Raw genomic sequence first — 24236 nt, forward strand, 5'->3', positions numbered from 1 at the left:
CAAAAAGCTTTCTCTTATTTTTAAGGGAAAGCTTTTTTGTTGGCTAAAAAGTTTCGCAACTCAGAGTTAAAACTTTTCAAACTGTCGTTTTTTTGAGATGATTGAATTAACGAATAAGCGGAGGTTATTTTATGAAAAGAATTTTGTTAGCATTGTTGGTGTGTCCAATCGTTTTTTTAGCCGCTGAACCCGTTAAAGCGCAAACAAATGAAAAGGCTTTAACACTGGAAAAACGCTCGGCGTTGGCTAGTGGGGTCACTACCCGTCAGTTTGAGCAGATCATGACGATGCCGGAAGTTCCAGCGGCGGCGTTTGAGTTAGGCAGTCTCGACGCGGCCAACGATCAGCAAAAAGTAGTTTTAGAAGCATTGAACTATCTGGGGGTTCCTTATGTTTGGGGTGGCGCGACTCCTGAAGGCTTTGATTGTAGCGGATTAGTGTCGTATGTCTTTGAGCGCGCGGTAGGTAAACCGTTACCCCACTACACTGTTTCTCAAGAAGCTTACGGAAAAGAAGTGGCACTTTCCGAGCTACAGTTGGGCGATCTTGTCTTTTACGGGGAGCGAGGTGCGAGTTATCACGTTGGGATCTACGTAGGGGAAGGAAAAATGATCCATGCGCCGCAACCAGGTGAGTCGGTGAAAGTGATCGAACTGAAGTATTATCAACCAGATTTTGCTCGCCGGCTATTAAACGAAGGACCAAATCCTAGTCAACAACCGGCCAATACAGGTGAAGGCCTCAATGAACGTTATATTTTCCGCCTGTATAATCCAAAGCAGGGGGAACATTTTTATACGGCAAATGTCAACGAAGCAACAAGTTTGCGTGATCGGTCAAAATGGCAATACGAAGGTCTTGGCTGGGTAGCGCCTCGCAAAGGGAAAGCTGTTTATCGGTTATGTAATCCCAACACTTCGGATCATGTCTATACGATTAGTTGGGAAGAAGCGCAGTATTTGAAAAAAGTCGGCTGGCGTGATGAAGGCATCTCGTGGTATTCAGGCGGAGCAAAGCCGCTGTATCGCTTGTACAATCCGAATGCGACAGTGGGCAGTCACCATTACACGTTGAGTCAAGCCGAACGAGACTACTTGATTAAACAAGGGTGGCAAGCTGAAGGTGTTGCTTGGTATGCGCTGCGAGCGTATTAAGGAATCAAACGAATCTAACAAAAAGAAACTGGTCTGCCCGCTAGCTCCCAGTTTCTTTTTTTGTTGCTTGAAGTTATCGACTGTCAGGCAAGTGCTTATAAATTTGTTAAGTAGGATAATTTAGTAGTAAAGACACGCCAGGCATGTTAAAATAAAAAGGTTGGAAGGAGTGAAGCTGAATGGTCGAAAGTTTACATTTAGTCATCATCACGGGAATGAGCGGGGCTGGTAAGACAGTCGCGATTCAAAGTTTTGAAGATATGGGATATTTTTGTGTGGATAATATGCCACCAGGGCTGATTCCTAAGTTTTGGGAATTGATCCGAGAATCAGGAAAAATAACAAAAATCGCGTTAGTTGTCGATTTGCGTTCGCGGAGTTTTTTTGAAGAGATCCGTAATATGTTGATCGAGATCGATAATACCGGTTTTATTGATACGACGACTTTATTTTTAGATTGTTCCGATGAAGAATTAGTTTCACGCTACAAAGAAACACGTCGGACGCATCCGCTTGCGATGGATGGCATGGTGAGTGAAGGGATCAGAAAAGAGCGGGCGATCTTGGAAGACTTGCGAGCTGAAGCGAGTTTAGTGATCGATACGACGAACTTGACGCCGCGGCAGTTACGGGAAAAAATCATTGAAGAATTCAAACAACAAGACGATGTATCCTTTCATGTGGAAATGGTGTCATTTGGTTTTAAATATGGTTTGCCGATCGATGCGGATATCGTCATGGACGTTCGCTTTTTACCAAATCCGCATTACATTCCAGAACTGCGGCCGCAAACCGGTTTAGATAAACCAGTCTATGATTATGTCATGTCTTTTCAAGAGACAGAAGATTTTTATCGGACCTTCACAGCACTTCTCAAAAATATTTTGCCTGGTTACATCAAAGAAGGTAAAACCTCGCTTACGATCGCGATCGGTTGTACGGGTGGTCAGCATCGCTCGGTGGCATTGACTGAACGAGTGGGTAAGCTGTTGAAAGAAGAAAATTATAAAGTCAACATCACACATCGTGATAAAGACAAGCGGAAAGAGACGGTGAATCGCTCGTGAAAATGAAGACCTATCGAATTCGGAAACCGAAAATCGTAGTGATCGGCGGCGGAACAGGGCTGCCGGTTATTTTACGTAGTTTACGAGATCAAAGTGCGGATATCACAGCGATCGTGACGGTAGCCGATGATGGCGGCAGCAGCGGTAAGATCCGCGAGTCGATCGACATGGCACCACCAGGAGACTTGCGAAATGTTTTGTCTGCATTATCAGATATGCCTAAATTGTATTCGGATCTGTTTCAATATCGTTTTAAAAAAGAAGATAGTTTTTTAGCGAACCATACGATCGGGAATTTGATCATTGCTGCGCTATCAGAAATGCGGGGCAGTACATATGAAGCGATCCAATTATTATCGCATATGATGCACGTGGAAGGTCACATTTATCCTTCGTCTGATACACCGCTGACGTTACACGCACGTTTTGAAGATGGTACGACGATGGTGGGGGAATCACGAATCGCCAAAGAACGGAAATCGATTCAGCGCGTCTATGTGACGAGCAGTACCGGTGAATTGACCATCACACCAGCGCGTAAAGTCGTTCAAAGTATTTTGGATGCGGATCTAGTCGTATTAGGGCCGGGCTCACTTTTTACTAGCATTTTACCGAATTTAGTGATCCAACAGATCGGGGATGCCGTGAAGACGACCAAAGCAGAAGTCGTTTATATTTGTAATATCATGACTCAAAAAGGCGAGACTGAACATTTCAGTGATGCTGATCACGTCCGAGTCTTGCATCAGCATCTCCATGAAAAATTTGTCGACACGGTCTTAGTCAATACCGAAAAAGTTCCAGCAGGTTACATGAACCCCGACGTTTATGATGAGTATCTCGTCCAAGTGACCCACGATTTTGACGGTTTGCGTAAAGAAGGCTGCCGCGTCGTCTCGACTGACTTTTTGAAATTGCGTGATGGCGGCGTCTTCCACGATGGAGATAAAGTCGTGGCGGAATTGTTACGGATCGTGTTTGGAGCAAAAGACTAGGAGGGATTACGATGTCATTTGCTGCGGAAGTAAAAAAAGAATTGACTAGCTTAGCGGTGGAAAAGGAATTAGCGCAAGCTGAACTGGCTGCGCTGATTCGCATGAATGGTTCACTTAGTTTGAACAACCATCAATTCGTCTTAAATGTCCAAACGGAAAACGCTGCGATCGCTCGGCGGATCTTTACGCTTTTAAAAGATCATTACGGGGTGCGTAGTGAGTTATTAGTGCGGCGGAAGATGAAATTAAAGAAAAATAATGTTTACATCGTGCGCTTGAAGCAAGATACGAAGCCGATCTTGTTGGATTTAGATATTATGGATGACTTGATGTTCAAAGGTCATATCGCAGAATCTATCAAAGCCGATCCTTCATTGGCTCGTGCTTATTTGCGAGGTGCTTTTTTAGCATCTGGCTCGGTGAACAACCCCGAGACGAGTCGCTATCATTTGGAAATCTCATCAATTTATGAAGAACATAATCAAGATGTGTGCGCGTTGTTGAATCAATTTGAGTTGAACGCGCGGACATTGGAGCGCCGAAATGGTTTTATCACGTATTTGAAAGGTGCTGAAAAGATCGCGGACTTTTTGACGTTGATCGGTGCGACGAATTCCATGTTGAAATTTGAAGATGTGCGGATCGTGCGGGACATGCGAAACTCGGTCAATCGATTGGTGAATTGCGAGACGGCGAATATGAACAAAACGATTGATGCGGCGTCAAAACAAATCGGCAATATCCAATTTATTGAAGCGACGGTGGGCTTGCAATCTCTACCGGAAAAATTACAAGAGATCGCTGAGTTGCGTTTGCAACATCCTGAGGTCAGTTTGAAAGAGTTGGGGGAGATGATTCCGTCAGGTGCGATTTCAAAATCAGGGATCAACCATCGCATCCGCAAGATCAACGAATTTGCGGAACAATTGCGGGAGCGAGGAAGCTTGCAGCAATCAGCGCATTAGCGGGAACTAAATTTAAACAAACCAAACAAACCAACGCCCAACAGTGAGATCATTGCTGGGCGTTGGTTGAGTTATCTTGTTTACATAATAAAAATCTGGTCTTATAAATCTAAATAATTTTTCAATTCGGCTTCTGTGACGGATTCGTCAAAGATGTGCTCATCGACTAAAATCGTCGGCACGAATTTGATGTTGGCTTGTTCGGCTTCGTTGCGGATCTCGATTTGCAGATTTTGGGTTGGCTGTTGTTTGAGCTGCAACGTGTTTTCCGCATAATTAGCCACCGCTTCTAATTCTAAGTCTTGCCAAGATTCTTGGGTTTTAAAAACTTGTTGGATCTGACGGATCGGATCAGCGGAAGCGTCGATGTATTCGTGCATCACATTGCCCCGCTGCAAACTGACTTTGTCTTTGTCCAATAATTTGATGATGCGTTGAACTTTTCCTGCTTCGACCGCAGCTGTCAACAGTTCGAATGATTCGTCAAACCATTTTTTGCAATACGGACAACGTAAATTGATAAACTCGATGATTTTTTTGTCTGCTTTATCGGAACCGACTTTGATACCATTGAAGTCATTGACGAATTCCGGTTTAATGACACTAATATCCATTTGAATCAAGCTCCCTTCTCTTTGATTTTACAAAAAAATCATAACAAAACCTAGCGATGTGACGAAACTCTCATCTTTCAGTCATGAGAAATTTTTTAAATTTCAACAAACCGTTAAGTTTTTTTGAACAGTTGACAGCTAAAAAAAACAGCAGTTTAAAAATAGATTCGATTGGTTTATAATGAGGGCGGTACTTTACCAGAATAAGCGAAAGAAGGGCGAATATGCGAAGAACAAAAACAATGGATGGTAACACTGCTGCGGCTTACATCTCGTATGCATTTACTGAGCTGGCCGCTATCTATCCGATCACGCCAAGTTCCCCCATGGCTGAATTAGTCGATCAATGGGCAACGCAAGGCAAAAAAAATCTCTTCGGACAACCCGTTAACATAACAGAAATGCAATCAGAAGCCGGTGCGGCCGGTGTCGTTCACGGTGCGTTGAAAACGGGCGCGTTGACGACGACTTATACGGCTTCACAAGGTTTACTTTTAATGATCCCGAACATGTATAAAATCGCCGGCGAACTGTTGCCAGGTGTTTTCCATGTGGCAAGTCGTGCTGTGACCACTAACGCGTTGAATATTTTTGGTGATCATGGCGATGTGATGGCGACTCGGCAAACTGGCTTTGCGATGTTGCAAGAAAGCAGTGTCCAAGAAGTGATGGACCTTTCGGCGGTAGCGCATTTGGCTGCGGTCGAAGCCAGCGTACCGTTTTTAAATTTCTTTGACGGGTTTCGAACGAGTCATGAGATTCAAAAAATCGAAGTGCTAGAGTATGATGAGCTGGCCCCTTTATTGGATCATGAAAAATTAGCCGCTTTTCGCAAACGCGGGATGAATCCGAATCATCCGACGATCAGTGGGACCAATCAAAATCCCGATATTCATTTCCAACAGCGGGAGACCGTCAATAGCTACTATGAAAAATTGCCGGCAATCGTGCAAAAATATATGTTTGCCATTAATGATTTGCGTGGAACGGATTATGATCTAGTCACGTATTATGGTGATCCCGATGCTGAAGAAGTGATCGTTGCGATGGGTTCGGTTGCACAAACGATCGAGCAAACGATCGATTACTTGCGGCAGCAAGGTCGGAAAGTCGGCTTTTTGAATATTCATTTATACCGGCCGTTTCCAGTTGAAAATTTGTTGGCGAAATTACCGCAAACGGTTAAAAGTATCGCGGTCTTGGATCGGACGAAAGAACCCGGTGCAGATGGCGAGCCATTGCTATTAGATGTGCAAGGTGCATTGTATGATTCTGAATTGCATCCGATGATCATCGGTGGTCGTTTTGGGATTGGTTCAAAAGATGTAACGCCTGATCAGATCGTCGCGGTGTATAACGAATTACAAAAACCGCGGGGGACAGCGAAGAAACGCTTTACAATTGGGATCATTGACGATGTGACTTATCTTTCATTAGATAGCGGGGAAGTTTTGGATTTGACAAACCCACAAACGTACCAAGCAAAATTTTGGGGCTTTGGTTCAGATGGAACGGTAGGTGCGAACAAATCGGCCATCAAGATCATCGGAGACCAGACCGATAAATACGCGCAAGGGTACTTCTATTATGATTCAAAAAAATCTGGCGGGCTGACGGTTTCTCATTTGCGCTTTGGCGATACGCCGATCCGCTCCACGTATTTAGTTGAACAAGCGGACTTTATCGCGTGTCATACACCTGCTTACATCCATAGTTACGATCTTTTGAAAGGCTTGAAGCCAGGCGGGATCTTTTTACTGAATACGACGTGGGATGACGCGCAATTAGCTAAATTGTTACCCGCTAAGATGAAACGTTACTTGGCAGAAAATAAGATCCAATTTTACACGATCAATGCAGCTAAGCTTGCGATGGAAGTCGGGCTAGGCCAACGGATCAATACGGCGATGGAGACGGCCTTTTTCAAATTGACCGAGATCATTCCGTTTACGGAAGTCTTACCGATCTTAAAAGCCGAAGCAGACAGGAGTTATCGGCGCAAATCATTAGAGATCGTGCAAAAAAATATCGCGGCGATCGATCGGACGGTGGAGCTGTTGCATCATGTCACGATCCCTGCTGATTGGGCGACAGTGGAAGTGCCGGCCAAAGTATCGCGACACACCTCGCAATATGTCAACGAGATCGTCGAGCCAGTCAATGCCATGGAAGGCAACGACTTAACTGTCAAAACGTTGGTGGACAATGGTATGACAGACGGCACGGTACCGCTGGGAACGACCGCTTATGAAAAACGCAGTGTCGCCTTAGAAGTACCAGAGTGGATCAGTGATCGATGTACGATGTGTAACGAGTGTGCGTTTGTTTGTCCCCATGCTGCGATTCGGCCATTTTTGGCTGATGATGAAGAAATGGCAGAAGCACCTGAAGGCTATATCGTGCGGGAGATGCGTGGAGCAGATGGTTTGAAGTATCGCATCCAAGTCTCGATTGAAGATTGTACGGGCTGCGGGTTGTGTGTCGATGTTTGCCCGGCCAAAGGAAAAGCCTTGGTCATGAAACCTGCGGAAACGCAAAAAGAACAAGCGATGAATTGGGCGTTTGCGATGACGTTGAAACAAAAAGCAAATCCAGAAAAACCCAATACAGTCTTAGGAACGCAATTTGAAAAACCACTGTTGGAATTTTCTAGTGCTTGTGCCGGCTGTGGCGAGACCCCGTATGTCAAAGTCTTGACGCAAATGTTTGGCGATCGGATGATGATCGCAAACGCAACCGGTTGTTCTTCCATTTGGGGTGCGGCCGCGCCAGTCTCACCTTATACGACAAATGAAGCCGGGCAAGGTCCAGCTTGGTCGAATTCACTTTTTGAAGACAATGCTGAATTTGGTTATGGGATGTTGTTAGCCAATCAAACGCGGCGAAATGAACTAGCGATGAAAATGAGTCAAGTCTTAAATTCTGTTTCACCAGAGTTGAATGCCTTGATGACCGATTGGCTCGATCATCTCCATGAATCAGATGGTACTCGGCAACGCGCCGAAAAATTAAGCGCCGCTTTGGCAGTTGAACAAGCTACTAATCCGCGTTTAGCTGAGATTTACGCAGCGCGCGATCTGTTCGTCAAACCAAGTCAATGGATCTTTGGCGGTGACGGCTGGGCGTATGATATCGGCTTTGGTGGAATCGATCACGTGATCGCATCTGGTGCTGATGTCAATATTTTAGTGATGGACAACGAGGTCTACTCCAATACTGGCGGCCAAATGTCAAAAGCAACCCCAGCTTCGGCGATTGCAAAATTTGCGGCTAGCGGGAAAAATGTCGCGAAAAAGGATCTCGGTATGATGGCGATGACGTATGGGCATGTCTATGTAGCTCAGATCGCATCTGGTGCCAATCAAATGCAGACGATCCGCGCGTTTGAAGAAGCGGAGAAATTCAATGGTCCTTCGATCATCATCGCCTATACGCCTTGTATCACGCACGGATTACGCGGTGGGATGGGGCGCAGTATCCAAGAAGCCAAAGACGCGGTAAGTTCCGGTTACTGGTCTTTATATCGTTTCAATCCGGCTTTGAAAGAGCAAGGCAAGACAGCTTTGACACTTGATTTCAAACGACCAGACTTTAGTCAAATGATCGACTTTATGAAAAATCAAGTGCGCTTTTCTTCGTTAGAAGCAGCGCACCCTGAATACGCGCAACAACTTTACGAAAAAACAGTGAATGATGCGAAGACGCGCTTTTTCAATTATGCACGTTTAGCTGGCCAAGAAGAAAAATTACGCGCGAAGATCGAAGGGACACCGATTGAAACGACGGCTAAACCCACAAGAGAAAAAACGCGTGACCCAGAAGCCGAAGCTAGACGGGCTGCCAGAAGAGCAGAACGTGCCGCAAAACGTAAAAAAGACTAAGTGATCAAACAAGCGATCCTCAAACAAAGGAGCGCTTGTTTTTCGTTTTCCCGCCACTTACTAGTGTGAAGCCAGCTTTTGCTATGGTATACTTGAAGAGAATTTTGGATAGAAAGAGAGGTTAGATATGTCAAATCATCTTAGTGAAATATTCAATCCAGAATATTGGCTAGGCTTTTTTTCGGAAAACCTTTCGACTTGGGATATTATCGTCAATGTGTTAGATATCGTCGTAGTCTGGTTTTTGATCTATAAACTGTTCCAATTAGTCCGCGGTACTAAAGCGGTCCAATTGATCAAAGGAGTCGCGGTCTTTATCGGGATTCGAATCTTAGCGGAATTGATCGGGCTGCACACATTGTCGTGGCTGATGAATCAGATCATTACCTACGGGGTGATCGCCGCAATCGTGATCTTCCAACCGGAAGTGCGGCGCGGATTGGAACATTTAGGTCGCAGTTCGTTTTTCAAACCGACGAAAAAAGAAGAGCGGGAAGATGAGCAGATGATCTTAGCGTTTGACAAAGCGATCCAGTATATGTCGAAGCGGAAGATCGGAGCGCTGGTCACGATCCAGCGGCATACCGGCTTAGATGAATACATCGAGACCGGGATCGATCTAGATGCTGATATTACCGGGGAGCTGTTGATCAATATTTTCATTCCCAACACGCCGCTACACGATGGCGCAGTGATCGTCAAAAATGGAAAGCTTGCGGTCGCATCGGCTTATTTGCCGCTATCAGATAGCATGCTGATCCCAAAAGAGTTTGGGACCCGGCACCGGGCGGCCGTTGGGATCAGTGAAGTTTCTGACGCATTGACGTTTGTCGTCTCAGAAGAAACAGGCGGTGTGAGTTTGACACTGAATAATGATTTCTTGCACGATTTGACGCGGGAAGAATATTTGAAGATCATGCGCCGCGAATTGATCCCAGATGAACGTAGTGTTAAAGGACGCAAAAGTTTATGGCAAGCCTTTATCGATGGCGTAAGGGGAGGCAAGTAAGATGAAACGATTGAATAAAGCCAACATCCCTTCACTGCTGATCTCATTGCTCTTTAGTTTGATCTTGTTTTTTAATGTCAACAGCCAAACGGTCAGTCATTTTTTCTCATCTGACACCAATTATGAAGAAGCGATTCAAAACGTACCGGTGACGGTCCAGTACGATCAAAAGAAGTATTTCGTCCACGGTTTCACCAACACGGTCGCGGTAAAATTATCCAGTGCCAACCGCATCCAGTTGAATAAAGAAGTCGATCCAGATACGCGCAGCTTTACGGTGGTGGCGGATCTAGCCGGCTTATCGACTGGGACCCATGAAGTGAAACTCCAGACTAAAAATCTACAAAATTCGATCGTCGCGACGATCGAACCGAAAACCGTAACGGTCACGATCGAAAAACGCGCAACGAAAAAATTTGAAGTCACGCCGGTTTTAAGCACGACTGCCGGCCAGAAAAATCGTCAGATCGGTGAGATGTCAGTTGAACCTGAGACCGTGGAAGTTACCACCGGTTCAGAAACGTTGAAGCAGATTGATCGTGTGATCGCAGCAGTCGACCCGACACGTTTATCAGCTAGTGAAGATTCGATCCAATCTCAAGTACAAGCGTTAAATGCAAATGGCGAATCATTACCGGTCCAAGTCTCACCGCAAAATGTGACGGTGGATTTCGCGATGCAAAAAGCGACGAAGCAAGTTGATTTGTATCCGATCCAACAAGGTGCATTACCAGAAGGAGTCGAAAGTTATAAGATCAGTTTGAATCCGACCAAAGTCACGATCAGCGGCACAAAAGAGACGTTGAATGGAATCGCTAGTATCGGCGTACCGATCGACGTTCATCAAGTCACGGAGACGGTGAAAAAAACGGTGACCATCCCAACGAATAAAAATTATAAAGTGACACCTGCTAGTGTGAATGCGCAGATCGATCCCGTTGAAAAAAAGTCGGGAGCAGCGGCCAGTAGTCAGTCAGCAAGTAATTCTGCTGACGCTTCTACAGTCGCTGCTACCAGTCAGTCAGCAAGCGGGCTGCGTCCTGCCCAAAATCCTAACTCGGTGATTACTTCAACTAGTCAGGCAGCATCAAAGCCGACACATAGCACGAAAAACAGTTCATCGACCTCAGCGACTGAAATGTCTACGACTGAGACGATGCAGACGAATTAAGAAGGAGTATTTTTTGATATGGCAAAATATTTTGGTACAGACGGCGTCCGGGGAATCGCCAATAAAGAATTGACCCCTGAATTAGCATTTAAGTTAGGTCGTTGCGGCGGCTATGTTTTAAGTCAGCATGAAGAAAATTCAGACAAGCGTCCACGAGTTTTAGTGGGGCGTGATACTCGGATCTCAGGCCAATTGTTAGAATCAGCATTGATCGCAGGTCTACTATCAGTCGGGATCGAAGTCTTTCAGTTAGGTGTGATCTCAACGCCAGGTGTTGCTTATTTGACTCGTTTGCAAAAAGCTTCTGCTGGCGTGATGATCTCAGCTTCTCATAATCCAGCAGAAGATAACGGGATCAAATTTTTTGGTGGTGACGGCTACAAATTAGTCGACGAACAAGAAGAAGAGATCGAAGCGTTGTTAGATGCCGAAGATACATTGCCTCGTCCTTCAGCTGAAGGGTTGGGGACTGTGGAAGAATTCCATGAAGGCTTATTAAAATATGCGCAGTTCTTGACGCAAACGATCCCTGGTGATCTTTCTGGTTTGACTGTTTGTATCGATGCGGCAAATGGCGCGACTTCTACTACGGTCAATCGGTTGTTCGCCGATTTAGAAACTGATTTTTATACGATGGGGACCTCACCGAATGGGTTAAATATCAATGATGGTGTTGGGTCGACGCATCCGCAAAAATTAGCTGAATTTGTCGTGGAAAAAGGCGCGCAAGTTGGTTTAGCTTTTGATGGTGATGGCGACCGCGTGATTGCAGTCGATGAGTTGGGCAACATCGTGGACGGCGATCAGATCATGTACATCTGCGCGAAATATTTAGCAGAGAAGAAACGGTTGAAAAAAGATACGGTCGTTACGACGGTCATGAGTAATCTCGGCTTCCATAAGGCTCTAGAAGCGATCGGCTTACACGATGTGATCACAAAAGTCGGTGACCGGTACGTCGTTGAAGAAATGCGGAAAAATGATTACAACCTTGGTGGCGAACAATCAGGTCACGTTTTATTCTTAGATTACAATACCACTGGTGACGGGATGCTGACAGGGATTCAATTATTGAATATCATGAAGCAAACCGGTAAAAAATTATCCGAGCTAGCAGCAGAAGTCACGATCTACCCACAAAAATTAGTCAACATTCGGGTCAGTGATAAATACGGCGCGATGGATGTGCCAGCGATCAAAGCGGTGATCGATGAGGCAGAAGCGGAAATGAATGGCGAAGGCCGCATCTTAGTCCGCCCGTCTGGAACCGAACCTTTGTTGCGGGTCATGGCTGAAGCACCAACCGATGAAAAAGTCGAATACTACGTGGAAAAAATCGCGGCAGTCGTTCGCCAAGAGATCGGGTTAGATTAAAAAGTATCTGAACAAAAAAAGCCCGACCGATCAAAAAAATCGGTCGGGCTTTTTTGTGCGCTGATCAGTTGTTGATGTGAAATAAAGCAGCTAAAATATGGCCCATTTGTTGTGGTGTTTCCTTCATGCCTGTTTGAATCCAACGTAATTCTACTGCGACGACTGCACCGGCCATAAAAATAGTCGTGTAGTTATTTTTCAGTCGCATTTTTTCGATTTTTCCTTGCTCGATCAAATAAGCATAGACGGTCTCAAAAGTCGTGACTAACGTTTCAGTCAAGCCGGCATTGGCTAACATCGTAACGGAAGTGGCTTCTTTTTTTTGTAATTGAAAATAGACCGTCATTAATTCGTTGAAACTCATTTCCTCCGCATGGTGTGCGCGGCGTAAATAAGCACTCATTTCCCAACTTTTATATTTTAAGATCACTTCTTGTAATGAATGAAAATTGCGATAGTAATACGTGCGTGAAACTTGTGCTGTTCGGCATAACTCAGCGACCGTAATCTCGATCAGTTCTTTTTTTTGCAACAATCGTAATAGGGCTTGATAGATCTGCCGTAGTTTTTGGAGTTTGACTTCTTGTGGTCCCATCGTTTACAAATTCCCCTCTTTGTGTAACCTAAGTCTGTGTCTTGAGTATAACATGCGCTATGCTGATTTCATTAAAGGGGGAATTACTTTGAGTAAACAGCATAAATTTATTTTAAGTACGATGGCGGTGGGAATCTTTTTATGTGCGTTAGATACCACTGTCATGAATATCGCTTTACCAGCCATTCAAACTGGTTTGCACACGCAGCTCGACTCGTTACAATGGGCTTTAAATGTTTATACGATTCTCTTTGCAGCGTTGACGATTCCTTTGGGGCGAGTAGCGGATGTTTTCGGCCGGAATAAAGTTTATCTAGTCGGGTTACTACTTTTTCTGGTCGGATCGGTCGCTTCTGGTTGTGCAGAGACAGTCAGTCAGCTTATTTTAAGTCGCGGGGTTCAAGCGGTGGGAGCAGCGATTATTTTTCCAGCTGGGATGACGATCGGGATCAACACGGTGGGGTTGCAGCAACGAAATACCGCGATCTTGATCTTGGGGATCACCCAAGGATTAGCGGCAGCTCTCGGTCCAACGATTGGTGGTTTCGTGACTCAATTCGTTGGCTGGCGGGGGATTTTTTTGATCAATTTACCCCTTGGTTTGATCGCATTTTTGTTTAATCTGTTTTTACTTCCGCTAAAAGAAGAAGCAACGATCAAAAAATCATTGGATTTACCAGGCATGTTTTTAAGTGCTGTCACTTTGTTTTCACTTGTCTTGGCTTTGGTACAAGGAAGTGTTTGGGGCTGGACTAGTTTAAGAATAATCCTTTTAGTGAGTTGTTTTGGTTTAGCACTGGGCTTATTTCTGTGGCGGGAAAAAGTTACAGATGCACCGATGATCCCGCTGGCTTTATTCAAGGATCGACAATTTAGCGGAACGGTCTTGCTGACGGTTCTTGCAGGGATCTTTTTTGTCGGACTAATGGTTATTTTGCCTAGTTTTTTCACCAAAGTTCAGCAAAATTCTGAACTTGTGGCAGCCTTAATGATCACGCCAGCTTCCGCGATGGTCTTTTTCTTTTCGCCGATCAGTGGCTTGTTGCTTGAAAAAACGGGTGCTCGAGTTTTGTTGGCTTCGGGAATTTTTTTCATCGCGCTAGGCTATACGGGGTTCATTTTTTTAAATCTTGCGAGCTATTGGCAAATCGCGAGTGCATTAGTATTGATCGGGGCAGGCTATGGGATCGTCATTGGGCCTTTAACTGTTTTGAGTGCTGGAAATTTTTCAGGGGAATTGTTGACAGCTTCGCAAAGTGTGATTGGTGTCTTTCGGCAGATCGGTACTGTTTTGGCTGTTGCCATCTTTGTTAGTGCACTGTCTTCAAACTTAGAGGTAGCCAAAAAAGAAATGTGGCAGACGACACAAAAAGAAGTTGCTGCGCTACAAGTGCCTAGCGCCGGGAAAAAACAAATCTTAAGTAAGACCAAGGCCGCGCTGGCTAGTGAAACGACGACACCGCCCAAAATGGAAACTTTGAATCCAAACATTAAGAGCTTTCAACAAAAAATGACGGTGATGAAGAGCCAAAAATTATCAACCGCTTTTATCCAGCCATTTCAAAAAGCGATGCCGTTTACTTGGCTCTTTATTTTCGTTAGCTTGATCTTTCCTAAAAAACGAGAATCGCCACGAGTCGCCACTAAGAAATAATTTTTCGCTACTAAAACAGCAACTTAGTCGGGCGTGCTTCATTCAAAAAATGACTGGATAGAGCGAAAAAAGCAGCTGACCCATTAAGACTGGTCAGCCGCTTTTTTAAAATTTGCTGAGAAGACTTCCGCTTGGGTTGGAGAAACTAAAAAAAATTCGTTAATAGGAGTAACAGCAAATTTTTTAAGGAGTGAGGAAGATGACGCGCAGTGTTTCGCCTTGGCCAGCCCAAAAATATTTTACTTTGAAAGTAAAGACTCTTGAAAAACGAATCACACAACACTATGAAAAGACGCAAGACGCGGATTTAGCTGTGCGGATGGTGCTCATCTTACAAGTCCGTGGTTCTATTACGACCGAAGAGATTCAGCAACCGATGCGTCACTTGATCCGTCAAATTTTTCAAACGACAAAATTACGTCGCAGTGTCCGTCGCTGGTTTTTCTATTTTCGGGACTGTTTTACGGCTCAAGAGTGGCAAGTTTTGCTGGCACGCTTGAAACGAACTTGGCCACGGTTAGTCAAACAGGTGAGACGCCACATTTCAGCAGTTGTCATGGGTATAAAAAAAGAAGGCCGCAGCCTCCTTTTAACAGCGGCAAGGCGAGCCTCGCCGCAAGTTCCTCAAGCGTCTAAGCGCGAAAGGATATTTTGGTTCAAACAGTTTATTCAACGGTTACTGATTTAGCTAAGTTCCGTGGTTTGTCGACATCTAAGCCGCGTTCTAATGTTGCGTAATAAGCTAACAATTGTCCTGGGATCACGGCAGCTAGCGGACGTAAGAAGTGATGAACGACAGGCACGACGATTTGATCGTCAGGCTTGCTCAAATCTTCTGAGGCGATCACCATCGTATGGGCACCGCGGCTTTCAACTTCTCGTAAGTTCCCCCGAGTATGAGGAGCCGTCACATCATCACTGATGATCCCGATGACTGGTGTACCTTCTTCAACTAACGCGATCGTTCCGTGTTTCAATTCACCAGCCGCAAAACCTTCTGCGTGAATGTATGAGATCTCTTTTAATTTCAATGAGACTTCTAACGAAACGTAATAGTCCGTGCCGCGGCCGATGTAAAAGGCATGTTCCGCACCTGCGAAATAATCATGAGCTAATTGTTTCAACAGCTCTTTTTCTGAGATCATGACGTCCATCGCGTTAGCGGCGATTCCTAATTCTTTGACTAGATCAAAGTCTTTTGCAGCGGCATTGTCTTTCGCATCACCGACAGCTTTTGATAAAACTGTCAAAGCAGCGATCTGAGCCGTATATGCTTTAGTTGAAGCGACTGCGATCTCAGGACCAGCATGTAACAACATTGTGTAAGTTGCTTCGCGGGATAAGGTCGAACCGGCAACATTGGTCACAGTCAACGCTGGATGACCTAGTTCGTTTGTTTTGACTAAGACTTGACGGCTGTCAGCTGTTTCACCACTTTGAGTCAAATAAATGAAAAATGGTTTTGCTGATAAGAGCGGCATGTTATACCCAAATTCACTTGAAAGATGCACTTCTACTGGAATGTTTGCTAGTTCTTCAATGATCTGCTTGCTGGCAAGTCCGGCATTGTAACTTGTTCCACAAGCTACGATATAGATCCGATCACTAGCTAGTAAGCTGTCTAATAAAGCTTGATCAACTGCTACGGCTCCTGTTTCGTCGGTATATTCAGAGATGATCCGACGCATCGTAGCAGGTTGTTCATCGATTTCTTTTAGCATGTAGTAAGGGTAGGTACCTTTTTCCATATCAGAAGCGTCGATTTTTGCTTCATAAGGTTCCCGCTTGATTGAATCGCCAGCAGCATTTTCGATCGCCACATTATCTTTTGTCACGATCACCATTTCGCCGTCATTTAATTCAACGAAAATATTCGTTTGTTGTAACATCGCAAGTGCGTCTGAGCAGATCACGTTGAACCCGTCGCCTAATCCGATCAATAAAGGACTTTTGTTTTTGGCAACGTAGATCGTGTCACGGTCATTTTTGTCGATCAAGCCAAATGCGTATGAGCCGCGGATCTTAGTCAAAGCTTTACGGAATGCTTCTTTCGTATCTAGCCCTTGGTTGGCAAAGTATTCGATCAAATGAACTGCGATCTCAGAATCCGTCTCGCCATAAAAGGTGTCGTTTGCTAAATATTCATGTTTCAAGTCATCATAATTTTCGATCACGCCGTTGTGAACTAAGACGAAGCGGCCAGATTGAGAGGTATGAGGATGAGCATTTTCTTCACTTGGTTCACCGTGAGTCGCCCAACGTGTATGTCCGATCCCAATCGTACCTTGTACTTCTGGTGTGATCTTGCTTTCTAAATCTTTGATGCGGCCTTGTGATTTGACTAAGTAATCATGATCAGCATCAGCCACGAAGATCCCAGCTGAATCATACCCACGATATTCTAATTTTTCTAAACCATTTGTTAAAATTTCTGTTGCTTGGGGATTCCCCACAACTCCAACGATTCCACACATAAAATTATCCTACTTTCATTTGTCAGTTTAGCTCCCGTTGCTGAAGGGTCAGTTCTTTGTTCTTTTTTTGCAAAAAGTTTTTAAAATAACCTGTAGAGATCAGCTTCCCTGAAACCATCCGCCGAATCTTTCGATGAGTTTCTTCCTCGTCACCTCGCAAGGAGGCCTGGCGCTATCAAAAATGGTCTAACCAATTTGATTTTTTGGTATTTCTAACGGAAACACTGATTAATATAATATAAAAACAATATTTCGTCAACTATTTGTCTTTTGGTTTTAAATGGTCTAGCCAAATAGTAGCGGGTTCGAACATCTTCGTCAGAAAATAAAATTTTTTTGATTGGAACCATTTCATAACGTTTTCACTTAAGGTAAAATAGATAGGATACCGCTCAAACAGCCATGCGTTTTATAAGTATGCTACACTAAACGGTAGTCTGAGTAAGGGAAATGATTACCTTAAAGGAGGAAAAAAATGAATGATGTTCAAAATTTGACTGTGGGAGAGTTGAGAGCTTTTCTCGCCCAGTTGGAAACAGTCAAAGAAGTTACTGCAGAGACCAAGATTTTTCTTGATACCGGTTGGGATTCGATCCAAGAAATCGCACCCGATGCCTTGAGTATTGAACAAGCGCGACCGTTTGAGATCACTGATCCGCTGTCTGGCGAAGTCTTTGGCGGCTATCGTTTAGCTGAAAAAGCCGTTCAATCAAAAGCGGATGGACCCAGTGAAACGGTTCTCGTGATTCGCAACCTCTATTAAAAGTTTAGCAGAAAACAATTGAGATTGTAAATTGATTATAATGATTAAAAAATATTAATAAAAGATAAACAATCAAAAATCGTTTCGGCGTAGCTTAAGTCAAAGCAAAATGAACTGAGTATGATAAAATGACAGTAAGCATAATAAGTTCACGTGTTGATTAAGGAGGAAAAAGATGAATAAAAGAAGATGGGTCGCAGTCGTCGCAGCGTGTGCTTTATTTTTATTTTCACTGGTGACAGCTGGGATAACGAATAAAGAAGAAAAGAAAGCCAACGAGCTGGGGCAGTTGAATGAATTGCTGTACGGTTCGGACACGCCGCAAGAAAAAGTGCTAGAAAAAGGAAACGCTGGTAAAAAAATCGTGAAACTGCAAATCGATGGGACGATCGCAGATGACGGCACCAGCAGTGTTTTTTCAACCGCTAGCTACAATCACTCGGCTTTTATGAAACAGTTAGCCGCGATCAAAAAAGATCCAGCCGTCAAAGGGGTTTTATTAGAAGTGAATTCACCCGGCGGTTCAGTTTATGAGACCGCAGAGATCACGCGGCAGTTAAACGCGATCAAAAAAAGCGGCGTACCGATCTATGTCGCAATGGAAAATCAAGCTGCAAGTGGCGGCTATTATGTCTCTGCTGGTGCAGACAAGATTTTCGCTAGTGACGAGACGATGACTGGCTCGATCGGGGTCATCATGTCAAATGTCAACTACTCTGGCTTGTTAGAAAAATTGGGGATCAGTGACGCGACGATCAAAAGTGGCGCGTTAAAAGATATCGGTTCTTCGATGCGACCTCAGACCGAAGAAGATAAAAAAGTTCTACAAGCTTTTGTGGACAGCAGTTATAAACGTTTCGTCAAAGTAGTCGCAAATGGACGCCACATGTCAGAAGATCAAGTGCGCAAATTAGCAGATGGTCGTATTTATGATGGCGCGCAAGCAAAAGAAAACGGCTTAGTGGATCAAATCGGCTATCCGGATCAAGCGTTAAAAGCCTTGAAAAAAGAACAAGGGTTGACGGGAGCTCGGGTCGTGGAATATACCAACGGCAATACCGCGTTTGTCAACAGTTGGCTAGGGAGTAACTTAGCGGAACTGCAAGGTTTGAAACCGTCACAAGAAAAAGTGATGCAGCAATTGATCGAAAGTGTCGGCACCCCACAAGCACCTAAAGCGATGTATTTATACGGAGGTGAATAAGATGGAACAAAAAACACCTCAAGTCGGTCCAGAAACGACTGGGAGTTTTCAACCAGGAAATTCCCCCGTTCGCTCTAGTTGGCGGGATTTACCAGAAACGAGTCAGAAGTATTATCCTGATTATTTCTTTGCCGGTTTTTGGATTCGGCTTTTTGCCTACGTGATCGATCTATTGTGTATCTCAGCAATTACGACGATTTTATTAGGTACGATTTTTAATTTAGCTGGACTGACTCGCGGATCAGGTACGTTTTCGTTGTTTGGTCTGCTGTCGCTAGTCATCTATTTAGCGTATTTTGCACTGCTGACAAAATACAATCACGGACAAACGATCGGCAAGATGATCTTTGGCATTCGAGTTGTTTGTTTTACAGAAGAACAGTTGAGTTGGGCGACGGTCTTAGTCCGCGAAGTCGCGTGTCGTTTTATTTTGAAGACACCACCCTTTATTTTAGGCTATTTGATCACGATCTTCACTCCCAACAAACAACATCTTGGTGATTATTTTGCGGATACGAGTGTCGTGACTTTAAATCTAATCAAAGCCCAACAAGAAAGCGGGGAACTACATGGAACCGATCGAATTTCCTAAAAATTATCAAACTTACTTAAAACAAGGCCAAGCCGCACTAGCTGAAAAAAAATTACCAGAAGCGCTAGAACTATTTGAAGCAGCTTACCAAATCAAACAAGAAATCCCGATCAATTGGTTGTTAGCTACGACTGCGTTTGAATTGGGAGAAATCCAAAAAGCGGTTACTTATATGAAAGAAAAATTACCGGAATACTTTAAAGACCCTCACAAACGTGAATTCATGCTGCAAGCGCTCGTTGTCAATCAAGAATTTACGCTAGCAGAACAAACACTTTGGCAACTGCAAAAAAATCAAACGATCGCACCGGACTGGTTAGCGACTTGGCACGAGCGGATCAAAAATCAAGCGGATTTTTACGCATTGGAAAAACGCCAGCAAGTAACGCAGATTAAAACGGAGCTTTTAGCACTGAAAAAACATGAACCGGCCGAACAAGTGACATTGAGTCGCCAAATTCGCCGCTTACCAAAATCGGAACTACTGACGGTGGCTAAGAAGTTACTAGTGGAACCAGAAGTTTTTCCGTTGGTCCGCAGTTTCTTATTTGAAGAATTGGCTAAGTTAGAAGTGTCAGAAGAAGTGGACGTTTTGACGATTGATGGCATACTGCAGTCTTTAAGTCCGAAAAAAGTGGGGACACCTGCGGAGCAAACATTGCGGATCGCGATCGAACAGACGTTAAAAACCCGTTTGGAAAATCAAGACCCGGTGACGTTAGCGGCATTATTAGATGAAGTCGCAGTCGAGTTTGCGGCGCTTTATCCGATGCCTGTCCCAGGTGAAGCGGCTGCTTGGGTCGCAAGCTATTTAGCTGAATTTGGTATAACAGCAGAAGCAAGTGATCCACAAGTTGCGGCGTTGCGACAATTGGTCGTAAAACGATTGTATCTTTGATCATAGGAACGAGACAGATGGTATGTCTCGTTTTTTTGTTTCCCAAGAATTTGCTGGGATAGCAAGCTTTATATTTACAATTTCTGCCTAGTAGTGTAAGATTTAATAGTATGCAAAATGAAAGTATAATAGTATTCGGAGGGAATAAATTTGACTGCAAATTTTGAAAAAACCGGCACCAATGACGGTGTATTAACATTTTCAATCGAACGCGCAGCAATCGAAAAAGGATTGACGACTGCGTTCAATAAAGTGAAAAAAAATCTAAGCGTACCTGGCTTCCGTAAAGGGAAAGTTTCTCGGACGGTCTTCAACCGCATGTACGGTGAAGAAGCCTTATATGAAGATGCGTTAAACGCTGTCTTGCCTGAAGCGTATGAAGCAGCTGTCAAAGAAGCAGGGATCGATCCTGTTTCACAACCTAAGATCGATGTTGATAGCATGGAAAAGGGAAAAGACTGGGTCATCAAAGCTGAAGTAACCGTTAAACCAGAAGTAAAATTAGGTGACTACAAAGAATTAGAAGTACCAAAACAAGATACTGAAGTAACAGATGAAGATGTCGATGCTCGTTTGAAACGGGAACAAGAAGCGCAAGCTGAACTTGTGATCAAAGAAGACGAAGCAGCAGCTAATGGCGACACAGTTGTCATCGACTTTGAAGGTTTCATCGGGGATGAAGCATTTGAAGGCGGAAAAGGTGAAAACTACTCACTTGAGTTAGGTTCAGGTTCATTTATCCCAGGTTTTGAAGAACAATTAGTTGGCCATAAAGCCGGCGAAAGCTTGGATGTTGTCGTAACATTCCCAGAAGATTATCAATCAGAAGATCTTGCTGGTAAAGAAGCGACTTTCAAAGTAACGATCCACGAAGTTAAAGCAAAAGAATTACCTGAATTAGATGATGACTTTGCGAAAGATGTTGATGATGAAGTTGAATCATTAGCAGAATTAAAAGAAAAATATCGGAAAGAATTGACTGAACAAAAAGCGGAAGCTGCGAAAGAAGCACATGATGAAGCAGCGATCCAAAAAGCAGTTGAAAATGCCGAAATCGTTGATCTTCCTCACGTGATGGTCCACGATGAAGTTCACCGTTCAATGGATGAATTTTTAAACAACATGCAACGTCAAGGAATCAATCCTGATATGTACTATCAATTGACTGGTTCAACTGAAGAAGACTTGCACAAACAATTCGAAGGCGAAGCAGAAAATCGTGTGAAAACGAACTTAGTCGTTGAAGCGATCGTGAAAGCTGAAAAGATCACAGCTGACCAAGAAGATATCACTAAAGAGATCAAAGAGTTAGCTGAGATGTACCAAATGCCAGAAGATAAAGTGAAGAGCGTTTTAACTGAAGATATGCTTGAACATGATATCAAAATGAAAAAAGCGATCGAACTTGTAACTGGCACAGCCGTTGAAAAATAAGTTTGACTTGTAACCGGAGGGCTTAGGCTCTTCGGTTTTTTTTGATTACTTTACTTTAGGGAAATCATAAGGTTGTGAACACTTCAAAGATCATGTCATTATTTAAGTGTTTGTCACTTTCTAATCTGATTAGCAAGTAAAACTGCCCAAACGGTATAGCAAACTTTTGGGCAGTTTTACTTGCACCTTTTTATAAATGGGTATAGCGTAGAACTGTAGAGTTAGTAACAAAGGGTAGACCAATGAAGGGAAGTGAGGGTCATGTTCAACAAAGTGTATGACGGTGTAAAAGAGAATTACAAATCCGAGGAGGAATGTAAGCGGTGACAAAAAAACTTATCAAAGGTGTCGAGAAAATTTTATGTGAATGATTTTGCGACTTTTTTATTAATTTAAATAACATTATTTCTTAGAGAGACTAGCGATATATTTTGAATTTGATGTTTCGTAAGAATAACTTATGTGAGTAACATTTGTTGCTGGAATTATAAATTAAGTTTGAAAGTTATGATTAACTGAACTCAGTCATAAGATAAGAAAATGAAGTTAGTTGCGACTTTTTTTGTGAAATAATACTTTTTTTAATTAGAATTTTCATTTTGGAACATTATTTTTGTTAAAGTTTTTCCATGATTATTTCAAGTTTATAACAATTGAAACGTTTTGAAATGTACCGTTTTGTCTGTTTTTGTTCAAAAAAGCTAAAAAATGACGACTTGAGTCAAAAAAAGTTCAGTTTGAGAGTAAATTACAGGATTAAGGCGAGTCCAAAAACGAAATTTGTTAAAAAAATAAGCAGATAGTTTCAATCCTGTTACGTTTTGTTTCAAAAGAAGCTGTTTTTGAAATAGTTTAAAAAAACAAAATGGGGTACCAATTTCTTCAAAAAATGGTTACAATATTCTTGTTGAAACACAACAAACTTCAAAAAAAGTTCAAGGAGTCTGTATCATGAAAAAAAAATTCTTAAGCATCAGCTTATTGTCATTGATGGTGTTGGGCTTTGCGCAAAATGTTGCTGCAGCTGAAGATCAAAATTCGAATAAACCAGAAGAAAAAACGACTTATTATGGAGAAGATCAAAACGGAAGCTTCTATTTACCAAAAAACCGTTCTGATTTAGTAAAGCGACCGGAAGCGCGAGCGGAGATCCCAGCGATTTCAATCGATAATGCCAATACACCGACGAAAAGTTTCGTCGATGTTTCCTCTCACCAAGGTGCTTTATCCGTCGCAAACTTCCAAACGATGCGCAACTACGGCATCCAAGGTGTAGTCGTGAAGTTGACGGAAGCAACGGGTTATGTCAATCCTTATGCCCAAACGCAGATCAATAACGCCAAAGCAGCTGGGATGAAAGTTTCGGCTTATCACTACAGCTGGTTCAACGGGGCAGCACAAGCTCGCGCCGAAGCAGATTACTTTGCAGCCGCTGCACGCCGTTTTGGCTTAGACAACAATACAGTGATGGTCAATGACATGGAAGAACCTGGCATTGGAGTTGCTAACCATACAGCGGATTCCCAAGCCTTTGCCCAACGTTTGAATGAACTTGGCTTCAATAAAGTTCGTCACTATTCAAGCACTGGTTGGTTAAGTAATGGGAACTTGAATCCTGCTGCACTGGGTTATAAAAATATTTGGGCTGCTGCGTACTACTACTCAGTTACAGCGAATAATTACCATACAGAATATGGTTCATGGCAATGGTCACCAAACTTACGGATTCCTGGTGTTAATGGTGGGGTCGATATCTCTGCTGACTATGCGGGAGACTTTACGAAGAAAACCGTTGAGATCCCAGTTGCTTCTTCACCAGCTGGTACAGTGCCAATGTATCGGATGTACAACCCAAATAGTTCAGAGCATTTTTATACGCAACAACATGCTGAAGCCGTGATGTTAGCCGACAAAGGTTGGGACTATGAAGGAATCGGTTGGAACGCACCAACGAGTGGAGCAGAAGTATATCGGATGTACAATCCAAATGCTGGTGATCACCATTACACATTGAACCCAGCTGAACGGGATATGTTAGTTGCCAAAGGTTGGAACTATGAAGGAAAATGCTGGAGTTCTGGTGGCGACAACGAATTAAAACGTCTTTACAATCCAAATGCCAAATCAGGCGCCCATCATTACACATTGAGTGAAGCTGAAAAGCAAAACTTGATGAACAAAGGTTGGAACTACGAAGGTAAAGCTTGGAATGCGAAATAATTGTTAGAAAAAGCTATTGGCACCATTTAGTTGGTGCTGATAGCTTTTTTTGTATGATTTGAAAACCACCTGCTATGCGGGTGGTTCCAAAAAGCTTTTAGCGTGGTATCAAAAAATCCTCCCAAAATGATAAGATAATGCTGGTTGACCGACCGCATCACTATCAGATTAG

General features: G+C 43.5%; 19 protein-coding genes. 16 read left to right on the top strand and 3 right to left on the bottom strand.

Features of this window, described 5'->3' with window-relative positions; translation table 11 throughout:
* Positions 1 to 131 precede the first annotated feature (131 nt).
* The 4 genes from GVJ38_RS09575 to whiA all read left to right on the top strand — a co-directional run bounded on the left by GVJ38_RS09575 (position 132) and on the right by whiA (position 4181).
* Complete coding sequence (locus GVJ38_RS09575; protein ID WP_159722934.1) at positions 132 to 1154, top strand: NlpC/P60 family protein; 1023 nt, start codon at positions 132 to 134, stop codon at positions 1152 to 1154.
* Positions 1155 to 1333: 179 nt separating this feature from the next.
* Positions 1334 to 2221, top strand: a complete 888-nt coding sequence (gene rapZ / locus GVJ38_RS09580) for an RNase adapter RapZ (protein WP_159722935.1) — start codon at positions 1334 to 1336, stop codon at positions 2219 to 2221.
* A complete protein-coding gene (locus GVJ38_RS09585; protein WP_159722936.1) occupies positions 2218 to 3216 on the top strand; it encodes a gluconeogenesis factor YvcK family protein in 999 nt (332 codons plus the stop codon). Before rapZ ends, GVJ38_RS09585 begins: the two co-directional genes overlap by 4 nt.
* An 11-nt stretch (positions 3217 to 3227) precedes the next feature.
* Positions 3228 to 4181 (top strand): DNA-binding protein WhiA, encoded by a 954-nt coding sequence (gene whiA, locus GVJ38_RS09590; protein ID WP_159722937.1) that lies wholly within the window; start codon positions 3228 to 3230, stop codon positions 4179 to 4181.
* Between the two features lie 101 nt (positions 4182 to 4282).
* Here whiA and GVJ38_RS09595 read toward each other — a convergent pair whose 3' ends face one another.
* Complete coding sequence (locus tag GVJ38_RS09595; protein WP_159722938.1) at positions 4283 to 4795, bottom strand: thioredoxin domain-containing protein; 513 nt, start codon at positions 4793 to 4795, stop codon at positions 4283 to 4285.
* Positions 4796 to 5019: 224 nt separating this feature from the next.
* On the opposite strand from GVJ38_RS09595, the gene nifJ reads away from it, so the two are divergent.
* From nifJ to glmM, 4 genes are all read left to right on the top strand, one after another.
* Positions 5020 to 8676, top strand: a complete 3657-nt coding sequence (gene nifJ, locus GVJ38_RS09600) for a pyruvate:ferredoxin (flavodoxin) oxidoreductase (protein ID WP_159722939.1) — start codon at positions 5020 to 5022, stop codon at positions 8674 to 8676.
* A 127-nt stretch (positions 8677 to 8803) separates the two neighbouring features.
* Positions 8804 to 9685 (top strand): diadenylate cyclase CdaA, encoded by an 882-nt coding sequence (cdaA, locus tag GVJ38_RS09605; RefSeq protein WP_159722940.1) that lies wholly within the window; start codon positions 8804 to 8806, stop codon positions 9683 to 9685.
* 1 nt (position 9686) lies between these two features.
* Positions 9687 to 10856 carry a CdaR family protein gene (locus GVJ38_RS09610; protein WP_159722941.1) on the top strand — a complete coding sequence of 390 codons (1170 nt, stop codon included), beginning with the start codon at positions 9687 to 9689 and terminating at the stop codon, positions 10854 to 10856.
* An 18-nt stretch (positions 10857 to 10874) separates the two neighbouring features.
* Positions 10875 to 12230: a phosphoglucosamine mutase gene (gene glmM / locus GVJ38_RS09615; RefSeq protein ID WP_159722942.1), complete on the top strand. Its 1356-nt coding sequence runs from the start codon at positions 10875 to 10877 to the stop codon at positions 12228 to 12230.
* A gap of 64 nt (positions 12231 to 12294) precedes the next feature.
* Here the strand turns inward: glmM and GVJ38_RS09620 are convergent, their stop codons facing one another.
* Positions 12295 to 12825 (bottom strand): TetR-like C-terminal domain-containing protein, encoded by a 531-nt coding sequence (locus GVJ38_RS09620; RefSeq protein WP_159722943.1) that lies wholly within the window; start codon positions 12823 to 12825, stop codon positions 12295 to 12297.
* Between the two features lie 88 nt (positions 12826 to 12913).
* On the opposite strand from GVJ38_RS09620, the gene GVJ38_RS09625 reads away from it, so the two are divergent.
* Positions 12914 to 14479, top strand: a complete 1566-nt coding sequence (locus GVJ38_RS09625; RefSeq protein ID WP_442896045.1) for an MFS transporter — start codon at positions 12914 to 12916, stop codon at positions 14477 to 14479.
* 199 nt (positions 14480 to 14678) lie between these two features.
* Positions 14679 to 15167: a hypothetical protein gene (locus tag GVJ38_RS09630; protein WP_159722945.1), complete on the top strand. Its 489-nt coding sequence runs from the start codon at positions 14679 to 14681 to the stop codon at positions 15165 to 15167.
* Here the strand turns inward: GVJ38_RS09630 and glmS are convergent.
* Positions 15145 to 16953, bottom strand: coding sequence for a glutamine--fructose-6-phosphate transaminase (isomerizing) (glmS, locus tag GVJ38_RS09635; protein WP_159722946.1), 1809 nt, complete (start codon positions 16951 to 16953; stop codon positions 15145 to 15147). The genes GVJ38_RS09630 and glmS overlap by 23 nt on opposite strands.
* A 475-nt stretch (positions 16954 to 17428) precedes the next feature.
* Between glmS and GVJ38_RS09640 the strand changes: the two genes are divergently transcribed.
* The 6 genes from GVJ38_RS09640 to GVJ38_RS09665 all read left to right on the top strand — a co-directional run bounded on the left by GVJ38_RS09640 (position 17429) and on the right by GVJ38_RS09665 (position 24064).
* Entirely contained in the window at positions 17429 to 17716 is a 288-nt protein-coding gene (locus tag GVJ38_RS09640; RefSeq protein WP_159722947.1) for a hypothetical protein, read from the top strand.
* A 175-nt stretch (positions 17717 to 17891) separates the two neighbouring features.
* A complete protein-coding gene (gene sppA, locus GVJ38_RS09645; RefSeq protein ID WP_159722948.1) occupies positions 17892 to 18920 on the top strand; it encodes a signal peptide peptidase SppA in 1029 nt (342 codons plus the stop codon).
* Between the two features lies 1 nt (position 18921).
* Positions 18922 to 19512, top strand: a complete 591-nt coding sequence (locus GVJ38_RS09650; RefSeq protein ID WP_159722949.1) for an RDD family protein — start codon at positions 18922 to 18924, stop codon at positions 19510 to 19512.
* Entirely contained in the window at positions 19490 to 20410 is a 921-nt protein-coding gene (locus GVJ38_RS09655; protein ID WP_159722950.1) for a hypothetical protein, read from the top strand. The genes GVJ38_RS09650 and GVJ38_RS09655 overlap by 23 nt, the downstream gene beginning before the upstream one ends.
* A 150-nt stretch (positions 20411 to 20560) precedes the next feature.
* The gene (gene tig / locus GVJ38_RS09660) at positions 20561 to 21844 is read left to right on the top strand and encodes a trigger factor (RefSeq protein ID WP_159722951.1); all 1284 of its coding nucleotides are present in this window, start codon (positions 20561 to 20563) and stop codon (positions 21842 to 21844) included.
* Between the two features lie 951 nt (positions 21845 to 22795).
* On the top strand, positions 22796 to 24064 hold the full coding sequence (locus GVJ38_RS09665) for a GH25 family lysozyme (RefSeq protein ID WP_159722952.1): 1269 nt from the start codon (positions 22796 to 22798) through the stop codon (positions 24062 to 24064).
* The last annotated feature ends 172 nt before the right edge of the window (positions 24065 to 24236 follow it).

It is taken from the genome of Enterococcus sp. CSURQ0835, assembly GCF_902706605.1.
Taxonomy (GTDB): Bacteria; Bacillota; Bacilli; order Lactobacillales; family Enterococcaceae; genus Enterococcus_A.

Bases quoted from the DNA above. Each gene is read 5' to 3' on its own strand.
- GVJ38_RS09575 (WP_159722934.1), top strand. From the start codon at position 132: ATGAAAAGAATTTTGTTAGCATTGTTGGTGTGTCCAATCGTTTTTTTA.
- rapZ (WP_159722935.1), top strand. From the start codon at position 1,334: ATGGTCGAAAGTTTACATTTAGTCATCATCACGGGAATGAGCGGGGCT.
- whiA (WP_159722937.1), top strand. From the start codon at position 3,228: ATGTCATTTGCTGCGGAAGTAAAAAAAGAATTGACTAGCTTAGCGGTG.
- GVJ38_RS09595 (WP_159722938.1), bottom strand. From the start codon at position 4,795: ATGGATATTAGTGTCATTAAACCGGAATTCGTCAATGACTTCAATGGT.
- nifJ (WP_159722939.1), top strand. From the start codon at position 5,020: ATGCGAAGAACAAAAACAATGGATGGTAACACTGCTGCGGCTTACATC.
- cdaA (WP_159722940.1), top strand. From the start codon at position 8,804: ATGTCAAATCATCTTAGTGAAATATTCAATCCAGAATATTGGCTAGGC.
- GVJ38_RS09610 (WP_159722941.1), top strand. From the start codon at position 9,687: ATGAAACGATTGAATAAAGCCAACATCCCTTCACTGCTGATCTCATTG.
- glmM (WP_159722942.1), top strand. From the start codon at position 10,875: ATGGCAAAATATTTTGGTACAGACGGCGTCCGGGGAATCGCCAATAAA.
- GVJ38_RS09620 (WP_159722943.1), bottom strand. From the start codon at position 12,825: ATGGGACCACAAGAAGTCAAACTCCAAAAACTACGGCAGATCTATCAA.
- GVJ38_RS09630 (WP_159722945.1), top strand. From the start codon at position 14,679: ATGACGCGCAGTGTTTCGCCTTGGCCAGCCCAAAAATATTTTACTTTG.
- glmS (WP_159722946.1), bottom strand. From the start codon at position 16,953: ATGTGTGGAATCGTTGGAGTTGTGGGGAATCCCCAAGCAACAGAAATT.
- GVJ38_RS09640 (WP_159722947.1), top strand. From the start codon at position 17,429: ATGAATGATGTTCAAAATTTGACTGTGGGAGAGTTGAGAGCTTTTCTC.
- sppA (WP_159722948.1), top strand. From the start codon at position 17,892: ATGAATAAAAGAAGATGGGTCGCAGTCGTCGCAGCGTGTGCTTTATTT.
- GVJ38_RS09650 (WP_159722949.1), top strand. From the start codon at position 18,922: ATGGAACAAAAAACACCTCAAGTCGGTCCAGAAACGACTGGGAGTTTT.
- GVJ38_RS09655 (WP_159722950.1), top strand. From the start codon at position 19,490: ATGGAACCGATCGAATTTCCTAAAAATTATCAAACTTACTTAAAACAA.
- GVJ38_RS09665 (WP_159722952.1), top strand. From the start codon at position 22,796: ATGAAAAAAAAATTCTTAAGCATCAGCTTATTGTCATTGATGGTGTTG.